This is a genomic window from Micromonospora cynarisoli (assembly GCF_030518815.1).
GTDB lineage: Bacteria > Actinomycetota > Actinomycetes > Mycobacteriales > Micromonosporaceae > Micromonospora > Micromonospora wenchangensis.
Genome location: NZ_CP130426.1, coordinates 339,961 through 361,138, shown reverse-complemented (window position 1 = coordinate 361,138; position 21,178 = coordinate 339,961). Strand labels below are relative to the sequence as shown.

The window sequence follows — 21,178 nt, the reverse complement described above, 5'->3', positions numbered from 1 at the left end:
CCGCCCCGCCCGCCCGTCAAGACTGCGCGGCCATCGCGTCCGCGTCCCTGATCCCGTCGAACAGCCGACGGAAGCGCTCGCCGGAGCGCAGGATGTGCCGGCGCATCGCGTAGGCGGCGGCGTCGGGGTCCCGCGCGGCGATGGCGGCCACCACGTCCTCGTGCTCGGCCATCGCCAGGTGCGTCACCTGGGTGTCGTGGTGCAGCCGGAACAGGTGCACGTGGCTGTGCAGGCGGGCGAGCGCCTCCCGGATGACCTGGTTCTCCGCGCTCAGTGCGACCAGGTCGTGGAAGGCGGCGTCGCGCAGCCCGAAGGCACCGTAGGCGGCGGGCCCGACGCCCCCCTCCAGTTCCGCCATCTCCTCCAGCATCCGGCGCAGGCCGGCCACCTGTTCCAGGGAGGCGCGTTCGGCGGACCGGCGCGCCGCCGCCGGCTCCAGGAGCAGGCGGACCTCCAGCATGTCCTCGAAGCGGTGGCGGGTGATCTGGGGTGGGATGCGGTAGCCGGCGTGGGGCACCCGCACGACCAGGCCCTCGGCCTCCATCCGGTTGAGGGCGTCCCGGATCGGCGTCTGCGAGACCCCCAGCTCGCGCGCCAGGACGTCGATCGTGACGCGGGAGCCGGGCTCGATCCGTAGCGACATCAGCTGCCCGAGCAGCGTGTCGTACACCTCGTCGGCGAGCCGGCCGCCGGAGCGTCCGGGCGACGCCCCGCCCGGCGCGGCCCTGCGGCCCCGCGCGCCCATCGCTTCGTCGTCCATCGTGACGTGAGGTCCTTTCGTGCGCCTTCGGGAACCTGTTGACATCAGTTACGACGCTGCGACATGCTGACGCCCCCCACCCGATCGTATAGGAAACTGACGGGTGACCGTCAGTCTGCACCGTCGCCGTAACGCCTGCCATCGCTCCACCCGATCATCTGGAGCTCCCATGAGCATGCTCGACATCCCGCCCGGTTCGTCACCGGGTCGCCGACGGGCCGACGTACCTCCCGCCGGCACGACGACGAACCGGCACGTCGCGGCGCGTCCGTGACCGGTCCACCGGTCGGCCCCCGCACCGGCCCGGCACCACGGCCGAACAACGAAGCACCTGCTCGGCGAGGCACATAGCGAGGCCCGGGAAGTCCCCACCACCCCCAGAAAGCAGGTACCACGATGCGGCATCCGAAGCGAACTGGTCGAACATCGGTCTCCCGGCGGACGGTCCGGCTGGCGACGGCCGCCATGCTGCTGGTCGCCACGACCCTGGCGGCATGCGGCGACGGCGGGGACGACGGCACGAAGACCAGCGCCCCGAAGGCGCCGGCGACGGTCCCCGAGCTGAGCAAGGACCCGCTGACCCTCAGCTTCATCTGGTTCGACTGGCCCCCGGCCCACGCCCTGGAGGACTTCGCGAACGCGGAGTACAGGAAGGAACGGCCGAACGCGACCATCAAGGTCAACACCGTGCCGAACGCGAACTGGCACGACGCGATGTTCACCCAGTTCGCCGCCCGCAAGACCGACTTCGACATCGCGATCCTGGACTCGCAGCACATCGGCGAGGCCGTGACGAACGGCAACATCCTCGACCTGACCGACTTCGTCAAGAAGAACATCGAGGTCGACGCCTACGACCCGTACCTGCTGGCGGCGTACGGCCAGTTCCCGCAGGCCGAGACCGGCAAGCGTGACGAGAACGCCAGCCTGTACGGGCTGCCGCTGCTCGGTGACACCTGGACGATGATCTACCGCAAGGACCTGATCGGCGACAAGCCCCCGCAGACCTGGGACGAGATGATCTCGGTCGCCGCGAAGTGCCAGGCGGACAACCCGGGCGTCAGCGGGCTCGCCTTCCACCAGGCCAACGGCTCCGACGCGGCGGCCGTCACCTACAACACGGTCAACGGCGTCTACGGCGGCAACCTCTGGGACGCCAAGAGCCGCAAGATCGACGGCGTCCTCAACGACGCCGCGGGTCACGAGGCGATGGACGTCCTGGTCAACAAGATGAAGCCGCTGACCGCCAAGGGCTCCGGCAACTGGTTCATCGACGAGGTGAACGCGGCGGTCGCCCAGGGCAAGGCGTGCATCGCGTTCAACTGGATCGCCGCGAGCGGCGGCCTGCTCGACCCGAAGCAGTCGACGCTCGGCACCACCCGGGAGCAGATCCTCGGCAAGCTGGGGTTCGCCACCCTGCCGACCCAGAAGACGAACCTGGTCCCGCTCGGCGGGATGGGGATGCACGTGTCGGCCTACTCCCCCTCGGCGAAGCAGGCGGAGGCGCTGAACTTCATGCGGTGGTTCGAGCGGGCCGACGTGCAGAAGAAGTGGGCCGCGGCCGGTGGCGTGCCGTCGCGTACCGACGCCCTGCAGTCGCCCGAGTTCCTCAACGCCGGACCGTTCAACCAGGTGTACGCCGACTCGGTGCCCCGGATGCGGGACATGTGGAACGTCCCCGAGTACGCGCGTCTCGTCGACATCGAGAACACCAACGTCAACGCGGCGCTCAACGGCGCGAAGAGCCCGAAGGCAGCGCTCGACGACATCGCCCGGGAACAGCAGGGCGTGCTCGACTCCAGCAACCGCAAGGGCGGCGGCGGGCTGTGAGTGACCCCGACCCGCTGACGACCGACCGTCCCGGGCAGGTGGCGTCCGCGACGCCCCCTGCACCGGGTCGGTCCCGCCCCCGGCTGGGCGACCGCGGCCTCGCCGTGGCCTTCATCTCCCCCGCGCTGCTGCTGTTGCTCGGCATGTCGGTGTTCCCGCTGCTGTGGGCGTTGTACCTGTCGTTCACCGACTACTCCGCCACCCGAGGGGGACCCGCCCGTTTCGTCGGGTTCGGCAACTACACCGCCATCCTGACGTCGGCGCAGGTCCACCAGCGGGCCCTGACCACGGTCGTCTACGTGGTCGGCGCGGTCACCCTGCAGACCGTGCTCGGCTTCGCCATCGCCTACCTGATCTCCCGCCGCACCCACGGGCGGGGCCTGCTGACCACCCTGTTCCTGGTGCCGATGATGCTGTCGCCGGTCGTGGTGGGGCTGTTCTGGCGGTTCATGCTCGACGCGCAGTTCGGCGTGATCAACAGCATGCTCGGGTCGCTCGGCCTGGGCCAGGTGGAGTGGCTCACCCGGCAGCGGACCGCACTGGTGTCCCTGATCGTCGTCGACACCTGGCAGTGGACGCCGTTCATCATGCTCATCGCGCTCGCCGGACTCACCGCGGTCCCGAAGTACCTGTACGAGGCCGCCTCGATCGACCGGGCGTCCGAGTGGTTCCGGTTCCGCACCATCACCCTTCCGCTGGTGTGGCCGCTGCTGCTCATCGCCGTGCTGTTCCGGGCCATCGAGGCGTTCCGGCTGTTCGACCTCGTCTACATCCTCACCAGCGGAGGACCGGGGGTCTCCACCGAGACGTTGTCGTTCCACGTCTACAAGGTGGCGTTCCTGGGCTTCAACACCGGCACCGCCTCGGCGTACGGGATCCTCATGGTCCTCGTCGTCATCGTCCTCACGCAGCTCTACCTGCGCTACCTGAACAAACTCAAGGAGGGCTGATGGCCGTCTCCGTCGACGAGGCCGTGTCCGCGGGCCCGGCCCCGGACCACCCGCCCCCCGCCCGCCGCGTGCGCCGCCGGGGTCGCGGCCGGTCGGTGCTGGAGGTCGTGCTGCTGACCGCGCTGGCCGTCGTGATGCTCTTCCCGGTGCTGTGGATGATCGAGACGTCCATCAAGGAGAACCGGGACGTCTACGCCGTGCCGGCCGAGTTCTTCGGCTTCACGGTCACCCTCGACCACTTCCGGGACGTCTTCGTCGGCGCCGACGGCGGCCGCTCGGCCCTGTCCGTGGCGTTCCTCAACTCCGTGGTCGTCGCCGGCGTGTCCACGGTGCTGGCCACCGTGCTGGGGGTGCCGGCGGCATGGGCGTACTCCCGCTTCACCCTGAAGGCCAAGAAGGACCAGCTGTTCTTCATCCTGTCCACCCGGTTCATGCCGCCCGTGGTGGTCGTGGTGCCGATCTTCCTCATGTACCGCCAGGCCGGACTCATCGACACCAAGCTCGGCCTGATCCTCATCTACGCCGCGTTCAACGTCCCGTTCACGATCTGGATGATGAAGGGGTTCGTCGACGAGGTGCCCGCCGAGTACGAGGACGCCGCCATGCTCGACGGCTACAGCCGCCTACAGGCGTTCTGGAAGTTCACCCTCCCCCTGCTCGTGCCCGGCATCGCCGCGACGGCGGTGTTCGCGCTCATCTTCTCGTGGAACGAGTTCGTGTTCGCCATCTTCCTCACCTCCAGCGACGACGTGCGCACGGCCCCGCCGGCCATCGCCGGCCTGATCGGTGGCACCACCGTGGACTGGGGTCTGGTGGCCGCCGCCTCGGTGGTGTTCGCCCTGCCGGTGCTCGTCTTCGCCTACCTGGTACGCCGGCACCTCGTCGCCGGTGTGACCCTCGGGGCGGTGCGACGCTGATGGCGGGCATCGAGGTGAGCGCCCTGCACAAGCGCTACCCGGACGGCACGGTCGCCGTCGAGCACGTCGACCTGTCCATCGGCGACGGCGAACTGTTCGTGATGCTCGGCCCGTCGGGGTGCGGCAAGACGACCACGCTGCGGGCCGTCGCCGGCCTGGAACGGCAGACCAGCGGCGACATCCGCATCGGCGACACGCTGGTCAACGACCTGCCGCCGGCCGAACGTGACATCGCCATGGTGTTCCAGTTCTACGCGCTGTACCCGCACCTGAAGACCCGGGACAACCTGGCGTTCCCGCTGCGGGCCGAGGGACTGCCCAAGCACGAGGTGCGGGAGCGGGTCGAGGAGGCCGCCCGGCTGATGCGGCTCGGCCCGCTGCTGGACCGGCGGCCCCGTCAGCTCTCCGGCGGGGAGCAGCAGCGGGTGGCGCTCGCCCGCGCCCTGGTGCGCCGGCCACGTGCCTTCCTGATGGACGAACCCCTCACCAACCTGGACGCGGAGTTGCGGGCGGACATGCGCACCGAGATCAAGCACCTGCAGGGGGAACTGGGGGCGACGATGGTCTACGTCACCCACGACCAGGTCGAGGCCATGTCGCTCGGTCACCGCATCGCCATCCTCAACAAGGGCCGCGTCGAGCAGATCGGCACCCCGCTTGAGGTGTACGACCGGCCGGCGAGTCTGTTCTGCGCGGCGTTCATCGGCTCCCCGCCGATGAACCTGATCGAGGTGGAGGTGGCCGACGGGGCGCTGCGCGGTCAGGGCGGACTGGTCCTCACCCCACCGCCGGGCCTGCCCCGCGACCGCCCCCTGGTGGCGGGCGTACGGCCGGAGGCGCTGGAGGTCACCGCGCCGGGGGCGGACCGGTCGGTGCCGGCCCGCGTGGTCTCGGCCGAGTGGCTCGGCGACGAGATCATCTACGTGGTCGACCACAGCGGCGGACGCGACGTCCGGGTCCGGATGCCACCGACCGTACGGTTCGCCGCCGACGCGAAGGTCGGGCTGCGGCACACCGGCGGGACCCCGGCGGTCTACGACGTACGCACGGAAGAGCTGGTGGCCTGATGGGAACCGTCGCGGTACGGGGGCTGTGCAAGTCCTTCGGTAAGGTGCGGGCCCTGGACGGGGTGACGCTGGACGTGCCGGACGGCGCGTTCTTCGTCGTGCTCGGGCCCTCCGGGGCGGGCAAGACGACGACCCTGCGGGCCATCGCCGGCCTGGACAGGCTCGACGCCGGGTCGGTGCACCTGGACGGCCGGGACGCGACCGCCGACGCCCCGGCCGTCCGTGACCTGGCCATGGTGTTCCAGAACTACGCCCTCTACCCCCGGCACACCGCGTACGAGAACATCGCCTCGCCGCTGCGGGCGCGTCGCCGCCCGGCGACCGAGATCGCCGCCGCCGTCGAGCGGATGTCGGGTCTGCTGCACATCGAACGGCTGCTGCACCGTCGTCCCGCGCAGTTGTCGGGCGGTGAGATGCAGCGGGTCGCACTGGCCCGGGCGCTGGTCCGCAGTCCCCGCGCGTTTCTCATGGACGAGCCGTTGACGAACCTCGACCTCAAGCTCCGCGTCGAGATGCGCACCGAGCTGACCCGCATCCACCGCAGCCTCGGGGCGACCTTCGTCTACGTCACCAACGACCAGGTCGAGGCGCTGTCCATGGCCGATCGGGTCGCGGTCCTCAGGGAGGGGACGGTGCAGCAGGTCGGCACCCCCACCGAGGTGTACGAGCGGCCGGCCAACCAGTGGGTCGCCGGGTTCGTCGGGAGCCCGCCGATCAGCCTGCTCGCCTGCCACGCCGAGGGGGACCGGCTGGTCGGCGCGGCGGGCTGGACGCTGCCCCGACCCCGGTGGGCCACCGCCGGGGACGGTCAGGCGCTGCGGCTGGGCCTGCGCGCGGAGGACCTGTCCGTGGAGCGGCGCGGGGACGCGTCGCTGCCAGGTGAGCTCTACGGCCTGGAACCCCTCGGTGACCGGACGGTGGTCGACGTGCGGGTGGGCACGGAGATCCTGAAGGTCAAGGCGCGACCCACCGTCACCGGTACGCCGGGCGAACGGCTGCGGGTGACTGTCGACCTGGACCGGGCGCACCTGTTCGACGCGGGCACCGGGCTGTCGCTGTCGGCGGCCGGGCGGTAGCCGCACGGTGCCGGCCGGCACCGGTACGGGCAGGTGACCCGTGTGCCGCCGCTCCCCGGACATCACCACGAAGATCACAGGAGGCGACGCAATGAGTGACCCGATGGACGTCCTGGCCCCCGAGCACCGGCGGCTGCGGATCGGCGACTCCTGGCGGGATGCGGCGAGCGGCGTCACCTTCGCCGTCGAGGACCCCGCCACCGGTACGACCATCGCCGAGGTCGCGGACGCCGGCGTCGTCGACGGCCTGGCCGCGCTGGACGCGGCGAGCAGGGCGGCGGCGCAGTGGGCGGCGACCCCGCCCCGCAGACGGTCGGAGTTGTTGACCGCGACGTACCGGGCCCTGACCGACCGGTCCGAGGAGGTCGCCCGGCTGATCACGCTCGAAATGGGCAAGCCGCTGGCCGAGGCCCGGGCGGAGGTGGCCTACGGCGCCGAGTTCTTCAGGTGGTTCGCCGAGGAGGCGGTACGCGTCGAGGGCCGCTACAGCACCGCGCCTGCGGGGGGATACCGCATCCTCACCGTGCCGAAGCCGGTCGGACCGTGCGTGTTCGTGACGCCCTGGAACTTCCCGTTGGCCATGGGCGCCCGCAAGATCGCCCCCGCGTTGGCCGCGGGCTGCACGACTGTCACCAAACCGGCGGCCCAGACGCCGCTGACCATGCTGCTGCTGGCCCGCATCATGGAGCAGGTCGGCGTCCCTGCGGGTGTGGTCAACGTGGTGACCACCAGACGTGCCGGTGAGGTGGTCTCGGCGCTGCTGGCCGACACCCGGACCCGCAAGGTGTCGTTCACCGGGTCGACCGAGGTCGGGCGGGTGCTGCTGCGCCAGGCGGCGGACAACGTGCTGCGTACCTCGATGGAGCTGGGCGGCAACGCGGCCCTGATCGTGTGCGCCGACGCCGACCTGGACGTCGCGCTGCACGGTGCGATGGTGGCCAAGATGCGCAACATCGGGGAGTCCTGCATCGCGGCCAACCGGATCTACGTCGAGGAGCCGGTGCGCGAGGAGTTCACGAAGCGGTTCACCGAGCGGATGGGCGCGCTGGTGGTGGGCAACGGCCTCGACGACGGCGTGGACGTCGGGGCGTTGATCGACGAGCCCTCGGTCGCCAAGCTCGACGACCTCGTCGCCGACGCGGTCGGTCGGGGGGCCCGGGTCCTGGTGGGCGGCGCGCGGCCGGACGGGCCCGGTCACTTCTACCCGCCGACGGTCCTGGTCGACGTGCCCGACGAGGCGCGGATGCTGCGGGAGGAGATCTTCGGCCCGGTGGCGCCGATCATCGGGTTCACGTCCGACGACGAAGTGATGGCGAAGGCCAACGACACCGAGCACGGCCTGGTCGGCTACGTCTTCACCCGTGACCTGCAACGGGCGCTGCGGTTCGCCGAGGGGCTGCAGACCGGGATGATCGGCGTCAACCGTGGCCTGGTCTCGGACCCGTCGGCCCCGTTCGGGGGCGTGAAGCAGTCAGGCATCGGCAAGGAGGGGTCGCACGAGGGCATCCTCGAGTACCTCGACGTCACCTACGCGGCGATCGACCTGCCGTGAGCGTCCCGCCGCCCGCCGGTCGCCCGCGCGACCGCGACGACGTCGTCGCGGTCGCGCGGGCGACCGGGACGTCCGACCAGCACATCGCCGCCGACGTTCCGGGAAGGCACCACCATGCTTGAAACCGTCCGTGGACCACGCCAGCTGATCATCGGCGAAGGGGTCGCACAGAACATTCCCCGGGTGGTGGCCGAGAACGGCTCACGCGTCCTCGTCGTGACCGACCGGACCCTGCTGGGGCAGCCGGGCGTGGCCGGGATCGTGGCCGCCGTGCGGGAGAAGGTCGAGGTCGTCGAGGTGTTCTCCGACGCGACCGCCGACGTGCCCCTCGCCGACGTCGACCGGGCCGTCGCCGCCGCCGCCGCGGTGGACGCCGACGTGATCCTCGCCGTCGGTGGTGGCACGGTGATCGACCTCGCCAAGATCGTGGGCGTCATCCGGTGCCACGGGGGGACGCCGCGCGACTTCTACGGCGAGTCGCGGGTGCCGGGGCCGACGACTCCGCTCGTCGCGGTCCCGACGACGTCGGGCACCGGCTCCGAACTGACCCCCGTCTCGGTGCTGACCGACCCGGACCGTGAGCTGAAGGTGGGGGTTTCCAGCGTCCACATCGTGCCGGACTTCGCGATCGTCGACCCCGAGCTGACCTACACCTGCCCGGCGACCGTCACCGCCCACTCCGGCATCGACGCGTTCTGTCACGCGGTGGAGAGCTACACCGCGCGACCCCGGCCCCACGGGCCGCGCGACCCGGTGGAGCAGGTGTTCCTCGGCCGGAACCCGGTCACCGACCACTACGCGCTGCTGGCCGCGCAGCGGATCGCCCGGAGCCTGCGGCGGGCCGTGCGGGACGGCGGCGACACCGACGCGCGCGCGGACATGTCCTACGGGTCGGTGCTCGCCGGGCTCGCCTTCTCCCACGCGGGCAACGCGGCCCCGCACGCTCTGCAGTACCCCATCGGCGCGGCCACGCACACCCCGCACGGCCTGGGCGTCGGGCTGCTGCTGCCCTACGCGTTGGACGCGGCCCGGGACGCCGTCGGTGACCGGCTGGCGACCCTCGCCAGGGTGTGCGGGCTCGACGTGGCCGACGCGTCGCCGGCCGAGGCCGCCGAGGTGTTCCTCACCTGGCTGCACGGGCTCCTCGCCGACATCGGTATCCCGCCCACCCTGGCGGACATCGGGGTGGCCCGCGCCGACCTTCCCCGCTTCGCGGAGATGGCCTCCGGCGTCACCCGCCTGATCCAGAACCATCCGGGGCCGACCGACACCGCCAGCCTGACCGCGATCCTCGAAGCGGCCTGGACCGGGGACCGCACCTGACGGGCCCGGCCGTCGTGCGCCGGGTTCGGGGCCGGCGGACGGCGGCCGGGCCCGTCATCAGGTTCTAGTCCTCCGGCTCCCAGGCGATCAGCTGCTCGAAGACGCGCCGGTCGCCGTCGACCCGCAGCGAGTCCATGCTCACGCGGCCGTAGCAGAACATGACCAGCTCGTGGGCGGTGCCCCAGGCGGCGGCGTGGGCCAACTCCGGGTCCTCGACGGCGGCCGGGGCGGGCAGGCGGGCGGTCCGGGCGCCGGCGGCGGAGAACCGGATCCGCCAGGAGCGGCCCTCGGTGGCGTGGTAGTCGATGACCGCGGGGGCGTGCGGCCACGCGACCGTCGTCGCGACGCAGGTGGTCAGGAACTCGTCGACACCGTCGAGGGCCACCTCGACCGGCAGCGGCTGCGGGGCGCCCACCGCGACCTGGGCGTCGTAGGTGTGCACGGCGACCTGCTGGAGCTGGTGGCGGGCGACGGCGCCCGTCGTCTGTGGTGCCTGCGACGAGCCCCACCACGTCCAGCAGCCCCGGTCCGGGCCGGCCTGCCGCAGCGCGTCGAGCAGTTCCCCCGTCGACGCGGCGAACCACGCCAGCAGGGCCTCGCGGTCGCGGGGCACCACCGGGGTGGGCGTCGCCGGCGGAGTGTCGGCGGGCCCCGCGGCCACGATGGCGGCCCACCTGCGGCGTCCCTCGCCCAGGTGCTGCACGAGGTCGAACAGTGTCCACTCGGGGCAGGTCGGCACCCGCCCGTCGAGGCTGGGTGCTGCGGCGACCGCCGCCCGGAAGGCGTCTGATCGTTCGTCCATCAGTCGCAACAGGTCAGCGAACTCCAGAATCTCTTCCACTGCGGCTTTGTACTACCCCCGCCCGACGGGCGACAGCGGTTTTTCCGGCGGGGCGTGGGGAAGACCCGTTGCCCGGCGGCCGACGGTCAAGCGCTGTGGGTGGTCAGCGAGCGCGCCCTGCCCACCATCGTCAGGGCCGGTGTGTCGTGCCGGTCCACGCGGCACCGTCCCTCCGGCAGGATCCGGGTCAACGCGAACCACACGTTGTTGGACGTGTGGCTGCTGATCTGCTGCGTGCTGTGCGGCCGCACCTCGAAGATCGCCGTCCACGAACGCATCGCCGTGCGGGCGCTGGACGACGAGCGGCTCCTGATGTTCGAGAACAACGATCCGGCAGGGGTGCGGCAACTGGCCATGGACGCGACGCTCGCCCGCCGGGCCGGCTACCAGCCTGACTGGACCGGCACCTGGCGGCTGGACACCGACCTGCCGTTCTACGACCTCCAGCGCACGGATGCCGCGCCGTTCGAGGGCATCGTCAGGTTCGAGCTGCCGGTGCCTGTACGGGTCGGGAAGCTGCTCACCGCCGGGTTCGGTCTGAGCCGGTCCGCCCTGCCGGGCATGGTCGACTCCGGGCGCATCCGGCTGCCCCTGCCCGTCACCGCCAGGGCGTGCGAGGATTTCCGCTTCCTGGTCGTCGCTCCGCCGCTGTCGGCCGAGCGGGCCTGAGTTGCCACCCCGGGTGCCATCGAGCAGCCTGACTGCACGGCACTCGTCGGTGTAGTCGGATCAGTCGGCCACCCGGGACAGCACGGTCTTTGCCCCGAAGGTGTCGGCTTCGAGGCCGAGTTCCGGCCGGGCGCGCCGGCCTCGTGTCTGACCGGTCCCCTCCCCCGACCGGTTCGGTACGGTTCAGGCCAGGTCGACGTGCAGAAGGCGCTGCCAACCCAGAACGGCGCTCGCGATGAGCAACAGCAGCGACACGGTGATCAGTGACCAGTGCCAGGGCCCGTTGACCCAGTAGTAGACGAGCCCGCCGAGCGCTGGGATATTGAAGGTGAGCAGGTCGGTCGAGGCCTGGAGGATCTTGCGCAGTCGTCGACGTTGGTCGCGTCGATGCGTCCCCTCCCAGTCGAACACGGGCGCGGCCCGGGGGTGCAGGTCTTCCACGCGTGGGGCGAGCGCTGTGCGGACGTAGCGACCGATCGCGGAGATCTTCTCGTCGTTGGCAAGGTGCGTCCAGCCCAGGACCGTTGCCGCTCCCGAGAGGATGAGCAACAACGCCCCCTGGCCGCCCAGGGTGGTCACCCCCACCACGATGGCAGCGTATGCAGCCAGGGTGACGTAGATGAGGTTGTCGCGTAGGCCGATGCGGGCGCGCTGTTCTTCCTTGAGCTGCCCGTACTCGGCCAAGAGCAGCTCGCGCAGCGGATCAATGGACATTGTGGACCCCCTCGTGACGGGCGCGCAGGATGGGGATCTGCACCAGCCAGGTGTCGCCGGGGCGGTAGAGCGCGGCGGGCCGCCCACCGTTGCGGGTGGTCTGTTCTCCGGTCGGGCGGACGAAGTCCGGCACGGCGAGAACCTTCCGGTGGAAGTTGCGGGCGTCCAGGGACCGCCCCCAGACGATTTCGTAGACCCGGCGGAGTTCGGACATGGTGAACTCGGGACCGCAGAAGGACGTGGCGACGGTGGTGTACTCAAGCTTGCTGCGGGCGCGTTCCACGGCGTCGGCGAGGATCTGGGCGTGGTCGAAGGCGAGCTGGCTCGGCTCCGCGAGAATCTTCTCCACCGGGTACCAGTCGGCGTGGCGCGCGTCGCCGCCCGCAGCAGGCGCCCCCGGCGTCGGTGTCAATGCCAGATAGCAGACAGTGACGACCCGCTGTCGCGGGTCCCGGTCCGGTGTGCCGTACGTGCCGAGCTGCTCAAGATGCACTCGACCGGGGTCGAGCCCGGTTTCCTCCGCCAGCTCCCGCACCGCGGCGCGGGTCAGATCCTCCTGCACGGTCGCCAGAAAACCGCCTGGAAGGGCCAGGGAGCCGAGGTCCGGCTCGATGCCGCGCTCGACCAACAGGACAACGAACCGGTCCGCCAGGACGGTGAAGACCGCCAGGTCGACGGCGATCGCGATCAATGGGGCGGTCCACTGCTTGTCATTCGGCACAACGCCCTCCTCTTTTAGTCAGCTTGACTATATCATCGACGAACAATTACTCTCGGCAGGGAAGTCCTCACCGAGGCGGCAGCTCGGCTGAGCATCTCCATGGGTCGCCCCCTTGGTCCGCACCTCGCAAATCACCCGCAACCGCAGAACCGGACCCGGTTGCATCCATCGACCGTCCAAATAGGACGAACAGCGAGAGACGTACGAGGAGTGTCTGATGATCGTCGTACTGGTGGCGCTCGAGGTGGAGCGCAGCGAGATCAGGAAACGCCTACGGGACATACGTGTCGAGCGGCACCCCGCCGGCACCCACTTCGACATCGGCACCCTCGTCGGGATCGACGACGGGCCGGGCCGCCAGGTCGCGCTGGCGCTCGTCGGACGCGGTAACCCCGCCGCCGGGGTCATCGCCGAGCGCGCCATCAGCCACTACCGGCCGAGCGCGATGCTCTTCGTCGGGGTGGCCGGCGGACTGCGCGACTGGCTCGCCCTCGGCGACGTCGTGGTCGCCACGAAGGTGTACGCCCACCAGGGCGGGCGCAGCGAGGACAGCGGATTCCGGGCGTACCCGCAGGCCTGGCCGATCGCGTACGAACTGGAGCAGGTCGCCCGCCACCTCGCCCTCGACGGAGGCTGGGCGAGCGGCCTGCATCCGGCACCGAAAGTCCACTTCGAGCCCATCGCCGCAGGCGAGGTGGTGCTGAACGGGCGCACCACGCCGGAGGCGCAGCGCCTGCACGAGCACTACGCCGACGCCGTAGCGGTGGAGATGGAGAGCGCCGGCGCAGCACACGCCGGACACGTCAACCACGCGGTGCCGACGGCCACCATCCGCGGCATCAGTGACCAGGCCGGCGGCCGCAAGGACCAGACCGACGCCGAGGGATGGCAACCCAGGGCCGCGGCACACGCGGCGGCGTTCGCGCTGGCGCTGGCCGCCCGGCTCGACCACGGCGACGCCGGCACGCCGACCGCCCCGGACGACAGCCGCTACACGGTGCACACGTCGGGGGCGCAGTCCCCGGTGATCGGCACCGGCGGCACCATCCACGGCGGCGTCCGCCTCGACTACCGGGGGGAGCAGGGAGATGGCTGAGGTTCCCCGTCAGCACGTACACACCTCCGGGGCCAACTCGCCGATATTCGCGGCCGGCGGCACCATCCACGGTGGCGTGCACACGTACTACGTCGGGCCGAACGACCCACCCGAGAGGAGGTACGAGGTGGCGGTCCGCCTGCTCGACGGTGGCATGTCCCGAGCCGCGGAGCAGCTGCTGGCCGAGGTGCTCGCCACCCCGTACGGTCAACGGCCGGGGGTGTGCTACCACTACCTCGTCGCCACGCTCAGCGACCGGACCCTGAGCGCTCTCGACGATCGGCACCTGCAGGCGTTGGGCAACGCCCGACGGCTGGTCGCCAGGGGCGGCGCCCCGGGCCAGGAGAGCGCCGAGGACTTTCTCGACCGCAAGCGGCTGGGCAGCCTGGTGACCCTCATCGACGTCGCCATGGGCATCAGCGACCGTGCGACGGACGCCGGCGTCAGGGCAACCTCGGAAACCAACCTTGAGGAGATGGCAGCGGCGTACGGGAACCTTCCCGAGGAGCACCAACGGCACCTCGACGGCCTGCTCGCCGGCCCCGTCAAGGACGAGGTGTTCCGTCGGATCGCCGACCGGGTCCGGGAACAACGCTCCGGCGACATCCCCGGCCGCAAGGACCGCGTCTGGAAGTTCTTCCAACCCGACCCCGCCGAGCCCAGGGAGCTCGGTGGGGCGCAGGTGCCGCCGTCACGCGGGCTTACCGTGACCCGTTGGGCCGGGCTGGCGCTGGGGGTGGTCGGGACGGTCGTCGTCGCGGTGCAACTCGGTCTGGTCGGCGCGTTCACCACCCTGGCGATCACGCTCGTCCTCACCGGGGTCGGTGTGCCCCTCGCCGGCTATGCGCGGTGGAGAAGGCAGCACCGCCGCATCCTGCTCGCGTTCAACCATGATCGGTTCCGCGGTGTTCTCGGCCTGGGCGTGACCGTCGATCCGGGAGCGATGGCCGCTGCGGTCCACACCGTCGAGGAGGCCTTCGCGAGTGAGGCACCGGGACAGCAGAGTTGGGATCCGATGACCGCCGGGCTGCGCCAGGCCCTCGCCCGTGAGTTCGCGATCCTCTACGACGAGACGGAGCTGCGTAACGGGCACCTGCTGTGGCTCGCCCGCTGGCATGCCTGGCAGACCCGCGACGTTTGGCGCACCCGCCGGCTACTCGCCTACGAGGACACGTACCGCGAGCGGCCACTGCTGAGGCGGGCCGAACAATTCGCGGTAGCCCTGCTGACGGTCGCGGCGCTGCTGGTGCTCGCCCGGTTGCTGCCCGACGGCAGCACGGAGTCGGGGCTTCCGCTGCTCGCCGCCATGGTGGGCATCGCCCTGCTCTGGTACTCCCAGCCGCTGTTACGGGCGCGCGAGTCGACCTACCGGATCGTGTCCCGGGAACGGGCCGAAAGGTATCAGGCCGAGCGAGCCGAGTGGGACAGGTGGTGTGCGGTCCTGCGTGACCGCCCCACCGACCAAGAGATGGCGACGTGGCTTGCCCAGGACGTCCTGGTCTTCAGGGCGGACATGCTCCGTGAACGGGGGATTCCCGCCTCGGAGGTGGCGTACGCGCTGGAGCTGACCACCGGCGCACCGGGGGCGAGCAGCGCCCGGGTCTCGTACGGGCCGATCCGCTACTCGCGCTACGTGCTGACGCTGTTCCTGCTGACCGCGACGGGTATCCGCTACTTCTGCTCCGAACTCGACCTCGCCTACGGCGAGCTGCACGGGTCGAGCCGTCGCTCGATTCCCTACGGCGGACTGCGCGAGGTGGAGGTCACGGAACAGAGCATCCGACGCCCGGCCGCCACGCCCACCCAGGCGCAGATCACCTCCGGGGGCGTTGCCGTGTCCACTGCGCCGTCCACGGAGGTGCACATCCAACAGCGGCACTTCGTCGTCCGCACCGACACTCTCGGCACCATCAGTCTCGAACTGGGCGACTTCGGGCGGATGCGGGACGGCGGGGAACCGGAGGGGCTGGTTGCCCGGCTGGCCCTCGACAGCACCGGCGTCAACGACGCACTCGACGTCCTCGAGATGGTGGTGGTGGACGGTGCCGCCTGGCTGACGAAGGAGTTGAACCGCCGACGCGGCGGCGGCCTGTGGGGCCGGGAGCCGGTGGGCATCGAGGCCGGTCAGGAGCGCATCACCGAGCCGAACGGCCTCGGGCACGACACCGGCCCGGGGGGTACGCGGTGAGCCGCACAGCGATTGCGGCCGTGATCGCCGTCGTGCTGATCTGCCTGGGTAGCTGCTGCCTCGGCGGGGGCGTCGTCCTCGGCAGTTCCATGCCCTACGAGTGGCAACTGCCCGACGGTGACAAACCAGCCTCGGACAAGAAGCTCGGGATCATGGGGCACGTCGCCTACCAGCCTCCGTTGCTGCCGGTGCAGTTCGTGCTCAACTCGGACGGCAGTGTGGAGGTGCAGACCGACGACGTGTCCATCGTGACTCCGCTGGGGGTGTTCGGGGTCGGTGCCGACGGTGGTGTCCGCGACACCGGTTCGTCGGTGCGCATCCTGCGGGCGGAGCCCGCCGACGTCACCCAGTTGCTGGTGTGCCCGATCGCGGCCCGCGACAAGCCCGACGCCACGTGCGAGACCTTCCGGATCAACAGCGGCCGCAAGCTGCGGATCACCATGGACGGCCGCTTCGTGCAGGAGGTGGAGCGCAACCGCATCGTCATCTTCGTCGCGGCCGGTGCGAAGATCGACGTCGCGGACGCGGGTGCGACGTCGAACAACACCGAGGTGTACGGCCCGGCCCGCATCGACGTCGAGAAGGTGACCTTCACCGTGAACGGTGAACACACCTACCTGGACCTGGAGCGCAGCCAGTCCGGCACGACCGCGGACGTCGCCTTCGACCACGTCACCCGCAGACTGGAACTGGTGAACGGGGCACAGGTCTCCCGGGTGCTCCGGCCGCAGATCTTCGACTCGGTGACCATCGACGATCTTCCGAGCGAGGCGGACTGCCTTGCGCAGCGAGAGTGGAGTGACGAGTTTCCGCCACTCACCGTCGCGCAGCGGACGGTGCGCCTGGGTCGGGGGGTGGACAACCCGGTGGCGGCACCGCTCGCGGCCTGCGTCAAGACCGCTGAGGCTGATCTCGGCTACGTCGTCATCTGGCCGGGCAGCGAGTGGTTCACCGGAAAGCCGAAGTTGACCTTCTACAGTCTCGTCTGGGTGCGGTGACCCGTGGTCGCCGCGTCTCACCGCCAACACCCTGACGCCCACGTCACTCATTCTGCTTCGCTGGGTTTTCGGGTCCTGTCGGCGTTTCGAACTGGCTTTCGCCGGCACCTTTCCGGGTCGATGCGGATGGTCGGGTCAGCGCTTCACCGCCAGCGTGAGGCCGTCGGCGAAGGACAGCATCGCCAGGTCGACCCGGTCGTCGGCGAGCAGCGAGACGTTCAGCTCCCGGATGGTGGCGGTGTCGGGGTCCTGGTGTTCCTCGTCGAGCACCCGGCCGAAGAACACCGTGTTGTCGAGGACGACCAGTCCGCCCCGGCGGACCAGTCGCAGCGCGGCCTCGTAGTAGTCCGGGTAGCCCGCCTTGTCGGCGTCGATGAACACCAGGTCCGCCGTGCCCGGTCCGAGTTCGCTCTCCAGGTCGGCCAGGACCTCCCGCGCGGCACCGATGCGTACGTCGATGCGGTCGGCCACCCCGGCGCGTTCCCAGTACGGTGCGGCGATCATCGGCCACCGCTCGGAGATGTCCACCGTGAACAGCCGGCCACCGGGCGGGAGGGCCCTGGCCATGCACAGCGTGCTGTAGCCGGTGAAGGTCCCGACCTCGACCACCGAGAGCGACGACGCGGTCAGTCTGACGAGCAGGGCCAGCAGTTGGCCCTCTTCCGGCATGATCTGCATCGCCCGGCCCATCGGCAGGGCGGCGGTCTCCCGACGCAGGTCGGCGAGGATCTCGTCGTCGCGCAGCGAGACCCGCCGGACGTAGTCGAGCAGGGCCTCGGTGAACTCAGTCTGCTGTGCCATCCGCATCCCATCCGGCTCGTATCTCCAGGGCGTCACGCAGCCCGGTCCGTGAGGTGACCCCGAGCTTGGGGTAGACCTTGTAGAGGTGTCCGCTGACGGTGCGGTCCGACAGGCGCAGCCGGACGGCGATCTGTTTGTTCGTCAGGCCCTGGGCTGCGAGCCTGGCGACGGACTCCTCCTGAGCGGTGAGCCCGGCCGGTCCTTCGGCGGGCCGGGCGACCGCCAGACCGGCGGCCCGTAGTTCGTTGCGGGCCCGTGCCGCCCACGGCCTGGCGCCCAGCCTGTCCAGGACCTCCAGGGCCGCGCCCAGTTCCACGCGGGCCGGGCCGATCTCCTTGGCGCGTCGCAGCCGCTCTCCGTAGGCGAGGCGGATCCGGGCGTGCTCCAGCGGCCAGCGTTCGTGTCCCGGCGCGGTCAGCGCCTGCCGGAATGCCTCGTCGGTGTGGCTGTCGCGGGCGAGCAGGGCGGCGGCCCCGTGGGTCAGCATGGTCATCCGTGGGGAGAGGCGGTCGAATCCTCCGTCGCGTAGCGCCTGCAGATATGCGGTCGCCTGCGGCCCGTGCCCGGTGTGCACGGCGGCGTCGGCCAGGTCGAACACGATGTGGCGGGCGCTGACCGGCAGGCGGGTCACCGCCCCGCCGGGGGCGATGGTGGACAGGGTGGCGTAGGCGTGTTCGTGGTCGCCGGTGCCCAGCGCCACCAGGGCCCGGGCCTGGTGGGCCAGGGTGACCGCCAGTCCGATCCCGCGTGGCGCGGCCCAGCGCAGCACCTCGTCGGTCAGCTCCAGGGCCTGCTCGGTCTCACCGCGTACGGCGGCCAGCAGCGCCCGCTGGCAGCGGGAGATGCCCTCCAGGGTCCGCAGGCCGCTGACGCCCGCAGCGGTGGCGCTCTCCCGCAGCAGGGTCTCCGTCTCGTCCCAGCGTCCCGAGTGGTAGCGGTCCAGGATCTCCATGTGCAGGCCGAACCTCGCCGTCGGTGCTCCCCGGTTGTCGGCCGACGCGTCGGGCAGGCCACGCAGCACCGGCAGCAGCTCGGTGACCGCGTCGAGGGCGGCGGCGGTGGCGGAGAGGGACGCCGTGGAGAGGGCGGTGAGTTCCGCCGGTGTCGTCGGCCAGCGGTCGAGCAGTTCCAGGAACCGCTCACGCATCGTGGCGGCGTCGCCGTCCCGGCCGGAGAGGATCGCGCGGCAGCGCAGGACGATGTCCGCCGACTCGCAGTCGGGGCGGGCGAGGACGGTGTCCAGGGCAGCCCAGTGGTCCGGCCGGTCGGCGAGGACGCACACGTGGAACAGCATCTCCAGTGCCATCCGGCGCATCGGCACGCTGGTGCTGGGGTCGTCGAAGACCCGCAGGAGGCGGCGGTGCGCCAGGTCCACGTCGCCCTCGTCGAGTGAGAGCAGGTAGGCGCTGACGGCGGCGGTGTGGGTGGTGACGCCGAACTCTTTCGGGGCCGGGGTGAGTTGTTTCGCCCATTGGAGCCAGCCGGCGCGGCAGGCCAGTTGGGCCGCGATGGCCAGCCGTTCGGCGCGGTCGGCCGGGGCGGTGCTCAGTTCGGCGGCGCGGGCGAACATCTCGGTGGCGGTGGTGAGGACGCCCCGGTCGGCGGCGCGGTCGCCGGCCGCGGCCAGGGCGTCGGCCAGGGCGTCGTCCGGGCCCAGTGCGGCGGCCGCCAGGTGGGTGGCCCGGACGTCCTGGTCGGCGGTGGTCACCCGGGCCAGGTGGCGGTGGGCGGTGCGCAGCTCGGCCCGGGTGGCCAGGTCGATGGTGGTCAGCCGGACCAGTGGGTGGGTGAAGAGCAACCGGTCGGTGCCCAGCGTGACGAGGTGGTGCCGTTCGGCGGGGCCGAGCTGGGCCGTCACGTCGGTTCCGTCGGTCGCTTCGGTGAGCGTCGCCAGCTGGGCTCTCCCGTCGAGGGCGGCGATCAGCAGGAGCTGCCGGGCCGACTCGGGCAGGTCGCGGATGCGTGCCCCGAAGTGCCCGCTGATCGTCGGGGTCACCGGCAGGTGGGCCGGCAGCGGCATGCTCGCGCACCGCTGTTCCTGGCTGAGTGCCCTGGGTAGCTCGATCAGTGCCAGCGGGTTGCCGCGGGCATTGTCGAGGATGACGCGCCGGACGCGGCTGTGCAGGGTGGGGTGCCAGGCGTCGATCAGCTGGCCGGCGTCGTGGTCCGGCAGTGGCGCGAGTTGCCGGCCATACGGTCCGGCGGTGAGTGGCGGTCCGGGTTGGCGGGCGGCGGCCACCAGCACCAGGCCGGCCAGATCACAGGTCCGGCGTGCGACGAAGGCGAACAGGTCGGTGCTCTCCCGGTCGATCCACTGGGCGTCGTCGACCAGCACCACCAGGCCACCGTCGTCGGCGAGTTCGGTGACCAGGGCCAGGGTGGCCGCGCAGGTCGCCAGCCGGTCGGGGGTGGGGCCGTCGGCGTGTCCGAGGATGCGCGACAGGGTGACCCGCTGGTGGGTGGGCAGGCGGTCGAGGTCTGCGCGCAGGGAGTAGAGGAGTTGGTGCAGGCCCGAGTAGGGAAGGTCGGCCTCGGCGGGGGCGCCGGTGACCCACACGACGCGGCGGCCGGCGCGGCGGGCCTGTTCGTCGGTGGCGCGCAGCAGTGCCGTCTTGCCGACGCCGATCTCGCCGCTGAACAGCAGTGCCGGGAGGCGTGCGCGGCCACCTAGCAGGGCGTCGAGCAGTTCCCTCTCGGCTGATCTGCCGATCAGTTCGGGTCGGTCGTGGGGTGGCGGTGTCCGGTGTCGCCCGTCGTCGGGTGCCGGGTCGGCGAGCAGGGCGAGCTGATGTCGGGAAAGCACCTGGTGACTCCCCACCGATCGATGGGATGGGCCTTTTCCCCGCACGGTCATCGCCGCCGGGCCACCGCCAGGGCGTAGCCGGCCGCGGTGACGTCGCTGAAGCGTCGGAACAGTTCGACGAGCTGGTCGAAGTGCGCGGGTTCGATCCTGCTGACGAAGTCGGCCCGGACCGCACGCATGCGATCGGCGAGCACCGCGAACGCCCGCATCACGTTGGCGCTGATGTCGTCGAACTCCAGGACCTCGAAACCCGCCCGCTGCAGTTTGTCGGGCAGGGCGGCGATGGTCCGGCACTGTGTCACGGCACAGAAATTGTCGATGATCTCTTTCTCGGCGTCGCTCGCCGGGTGCCTGTCGATGATGTCGGCGATGACCAGTCGTGCGCCCGGGCGCAACACGGTGCCGATCTCCTGGAGCGCGCGGTCCTGGTCCGGCATGTGGATGAGGGATTCGATGGCGAAGGCCCCGTCGAACATACCGGGTCCAAACGGCATGTTCATGGCGTCAGCGTATCGGAAATGTACGCGGTGGGCGACGCCGAGTTGCCGCGCGCGGGCCCTGGCGGTGTCGATCTGGCCGTGGCTGACGGAGATTCCCGTCACCACCGTGTCGTCGCGTGTGGTGGCGAGGCGCAGCGAGGCGGTGCCCGCTCCGCAGCCGACGTCCAGCACCTGGGCACCGGGGCCGGCGTCGACGCGTTCGGTCACCATGTCGGTGAGGCGGGTGGCGGCCTCGGCGACGGGGGTCCGGTCCTCGTCGTCGTTCCAGTAGCCGACGTGGATGTTGCCGTCGAGCAGGGTGGTGAACAGTTCGGTCATGACGTCGTACATGTGGCCGACGTCGGTCGATACCGGCGCTGAGTTCGCCATGTG

Annotated in this window: 18 protein-coding genes; 11 read left to right on the top strand and 7 right to left on the bottom strand. The window is 71.0% G+C overall.

Annotated elements, in window-relative coordinates:
- Positions 1-16 precede the first annotated feature (16 nt).
- Entirely contained in the window at positions 17-760 is a 744-nt protein-coding gene (locus Q2K16_RS01235) for a GntR family transcriptional regulator (RefSeq protein ID WP_302743049.1), read from the bottom strand.
- Between the two features lie 465 nt (positions 761-1,225).
- Between Q2K16_RS01235 and Q2K16_RS01230 the strand changes: the two genes are divergently transcribed.
- The 7 genes from Q2K16_RS01230 to Q2K16_RS01200 all read left to right on the top strand — a co-directional run bounded on the left by Q2K16_RS01230 (position 1,226) and on the right by Q2K16_RS01200 (position 9,475).
- Complete coding sequence (locus Q2K16_RS01230; RefSeq protein WP_302743047.1) at positions 1,226-2,590, top strand: extracellular solute-binding protein; 1,365 nt, start codon at positions 1,226-1,228, stop codon at positions 2,588-2,590.
- On the top strand, positions 2,587-3,540 hold the full coding sequence (locus Q2K16_RS01225; RefSeq protein ID WP_302743045.1) for a carbohydrate ABC transporter permease: 954 nt from the start codon (positions 2,587-2,589) through the stop codon (positions 3,538-3,540). Before Q2K16_RS01230 ends, Q2K16_RS01225 begins: the two co-directional genes overlap by 4 nt.
- On the top strand, positions 3,540-4,457 hold the full coding sequence (locus Q2K16_RS01220; RefSeq protein WP_302743043.1) for a carbohydrate ABC transporter permease: 918 nt from the start codon (positions 3,540-3,542) through the stop codon (positions 4,455-4,457). The genes Q2K16_RS01225 and Q2K16_RS01220 overlap by 1 nt, the downstream gene beginning before the upstream one ends.
- On the top strand, positions 4,457-5,524 hold the full coding sequence (locus Q2K16_RS01215) for an ABC transporter ATP-binding protein (RefSeq protein ID WP_302743041.1): 1,068 nt from the start codon (positions 4,457-4,459) through the stop codon (positions 5,522-5,524). Before Q2K16_RS01220 ends, Q2K16_RS01215 begins: the two co-directional genes overlap by 1 nt.
- Positions 5,524-6,600 (top strand): ABC transporter ATP-binding protein, encoded by a 1,077-nt coding sequence (locus Q2K16_RS01210; RefSeq protein ID WP_302743040.1) that lies wholly within the window; start codon positions 5,524-5,526, stop codon positions 6,598-6,600. The genes Q2K16_RS01215 and Q2K16_RS01210 overlap by 1 nt, the downstream gene beginning before the upstream one ends.
- 91 nt (positions 6,601-6,691) lie before the next feature.
- The gene (locus tag Q2K16_RS01205; RefSeq protein WP_302743039.1) at positions 6,692-8,152 is read left to right on the top strand and encodes an NAD-dependent succinate-semialdehyde dehydrogenase; all 1,461 of its coding nucleotides are present in this window, start codon (positions 6,692-6,694) and stop codon (positions 8,150-8,152) included.
- A 114-nt stretch (positions 8,153-8,266) separates the two neighbouring features.
- Positions 8,267-9,475 (top strand): iron-containing alcohol dehydrogenase, encoded by a 1,209-nt coding sequence (locus Q2K16_RS01200; protein ID WP_302743037.1) that lies wholly within the window; start codon positions 8,267-8,269, stop codon positions 9,473-9,475.
- Positions 9,476-9,539: 64 nt separating this feature from the next.
- On the opposite strand, the gene Q2K16_RS01195 is transcribed toward Q2K16_RS01200, so the two are convergent.
- Positions 9,540-10,277, bottom strand: a complete 738-nt coding sequence (locus tag Q2K16_RS01195; RefSeq protein ID WP_489671843.1) for a maleylpyruvate isomerase family mycothiol-dependent enzyme — start codon at positions 10,275-10,277, stop codon at positions 9,540-9,542.
- 93 nt (positions 10,278-10,370) lie between these two features.
- Here Q2K16_RS01195 and Q2K16_RS01190 point away from each other — a divergent pair, with 93 nt between their 5' ends.
- Positions 10,371-10,985 (top strand): DUF1062 domain-containing protein, encoded by a 615-nt coding sequence (locus Q2K16_RS01190; RefSeq protein ID WP_302743033.1) that lies wholly within the window; start codon positions 10,371-10,373, stop codon positions 10,983-10,985.
- A gap of 183 nt (positions 10,986-11,168) precedes the next feature.
- Here the strand turns inward: Q2K16_RS01190 and Q2K16_RS01185 are convergent, their stop codons facing one another.
- Positions 11,169-11,699 carry a hypothetical protein gene (locus tag Q2K16_RS01185; RefSeq protein WP_145920617.1) on the bottom strand — a complete coding sequence of 177 codons (531 nt, stop codon included), beginning with the start codon at positions 11,697-11,699 and terminating at the stop codon, positions 11,169-11,171.
- Positions 11,689-12,387 (bottom strand): NUDIX hydrolase, encoded by a 699-nt coding sequence (locus Q2K16_RS01180; RefSeq protein ID WP_489671891.1) that lies wholly within the window; start codon positions 12,385-12,387, stop codon positions 11,689-11,691. The genes Q2K16_RS01185 and Q2K16_RS01180 overlap by 11 nt, the downstream gene beginning before the upstream one ends.
- Positions 12,388-12,637: 250 nt before the next feature.
- Here Q2K16_RS01180 and Q2K16_RS01175 point away from each other — a divergent pair, with 250 nt between their 5' ends.
- The 3 genes from Q2K16_RS01175 to Q2K16_RS01165 are packed head-to-tail and all read left to right on the top strand — an operon-like array spanning position 12,638 to position 16,702.
- Entirely contained in the window at positions 12,638-13,516 is an 879-nt protein-coding gene (locus Q2K16_RS01175; RefSeq protein ID WP_302743027.1) for a 5'-methylthioadenosine/S-adenosylhomocysteine nucleosidase family protein, read from the top strand.
- Positions 13,509-15,704: a hypothetical protein gene (locus Q2K16_RS01170; RefSeq protein WP_302743025.1), complete on the top strand. Its 2,196-nt coding sequence runs from the start codon at positions 13,509-13,511 to the stop codon at positions 15,702-15,704. The genes Q2K16_RS01175 and Q2K16_RS01170 overlap by 8 nt, the downstream gene beginning before the upstream one ends.
- On the top strand, positions 15,701-16,702 hold the full coding sequence (locus Q2K16_RS01165; protein WP_302743023.1) for a hypothetical protein: 1,002 nt from the start codon (positions 15,701-15,703) through the stop codon (positions 16,700-16,702). Before Q2K16_RS01170 ends, Q2K16_RS01165 begins: the two co-directional genes overlap by 4 nt.
- A gap of 135 nt (positions 16,703-16,837) precedes the next feature.
- On the opposite strand, the gene Q2K16_RS01160 is transcribed toward Q2K16_RS01165, so the two are convergent.
- The 3 genes from Q2K16_RS01160 to Q2K16_RS01150 are packed head-to-tail and all read right to left on the bottom strand — an operon-like array spanning position 16,838 to position 21,175.
- Complete coding sequence (locus Q2K16_RS01160; RefSeq protein WP_302743021.1) at positions 16,838-17,503, bottom strand: O-methyltransferase; 666 nt, start codon at positions 17,501-17,503, stop codon at positions 16,838-16,840.
- A complete protein-coding gene (locus Q2K16_RS01155) occupies positions 17,487-20,306 on the bottom strand; it encodes a helix-turn-helix transcriptional regulator (protein WP_302743019.1) in 2,820 nt (939 codons plus the stop codon). Before Q2K16_RS01155 ends, Q2K16_RS01160 begins: the two co-directional genes overlap by 17 nt.
- A gap of 47 nt (positions 20,307-20,353) precedes the next feature.
- On the bottom strand, positions 20,354-21,175 hold the full coding sequence (locus Q2K16_RS01150; RefSeq protein ID WP_302743017.1) for an SAM-dependent methyltransferase: 822 nt from the start codon (positions 21,173-21,175) through the stop codon (positions 20,354-20,356).
- Between the last annotated feature and the right edge of the window lie 3 nt (positions 21,176-21,178).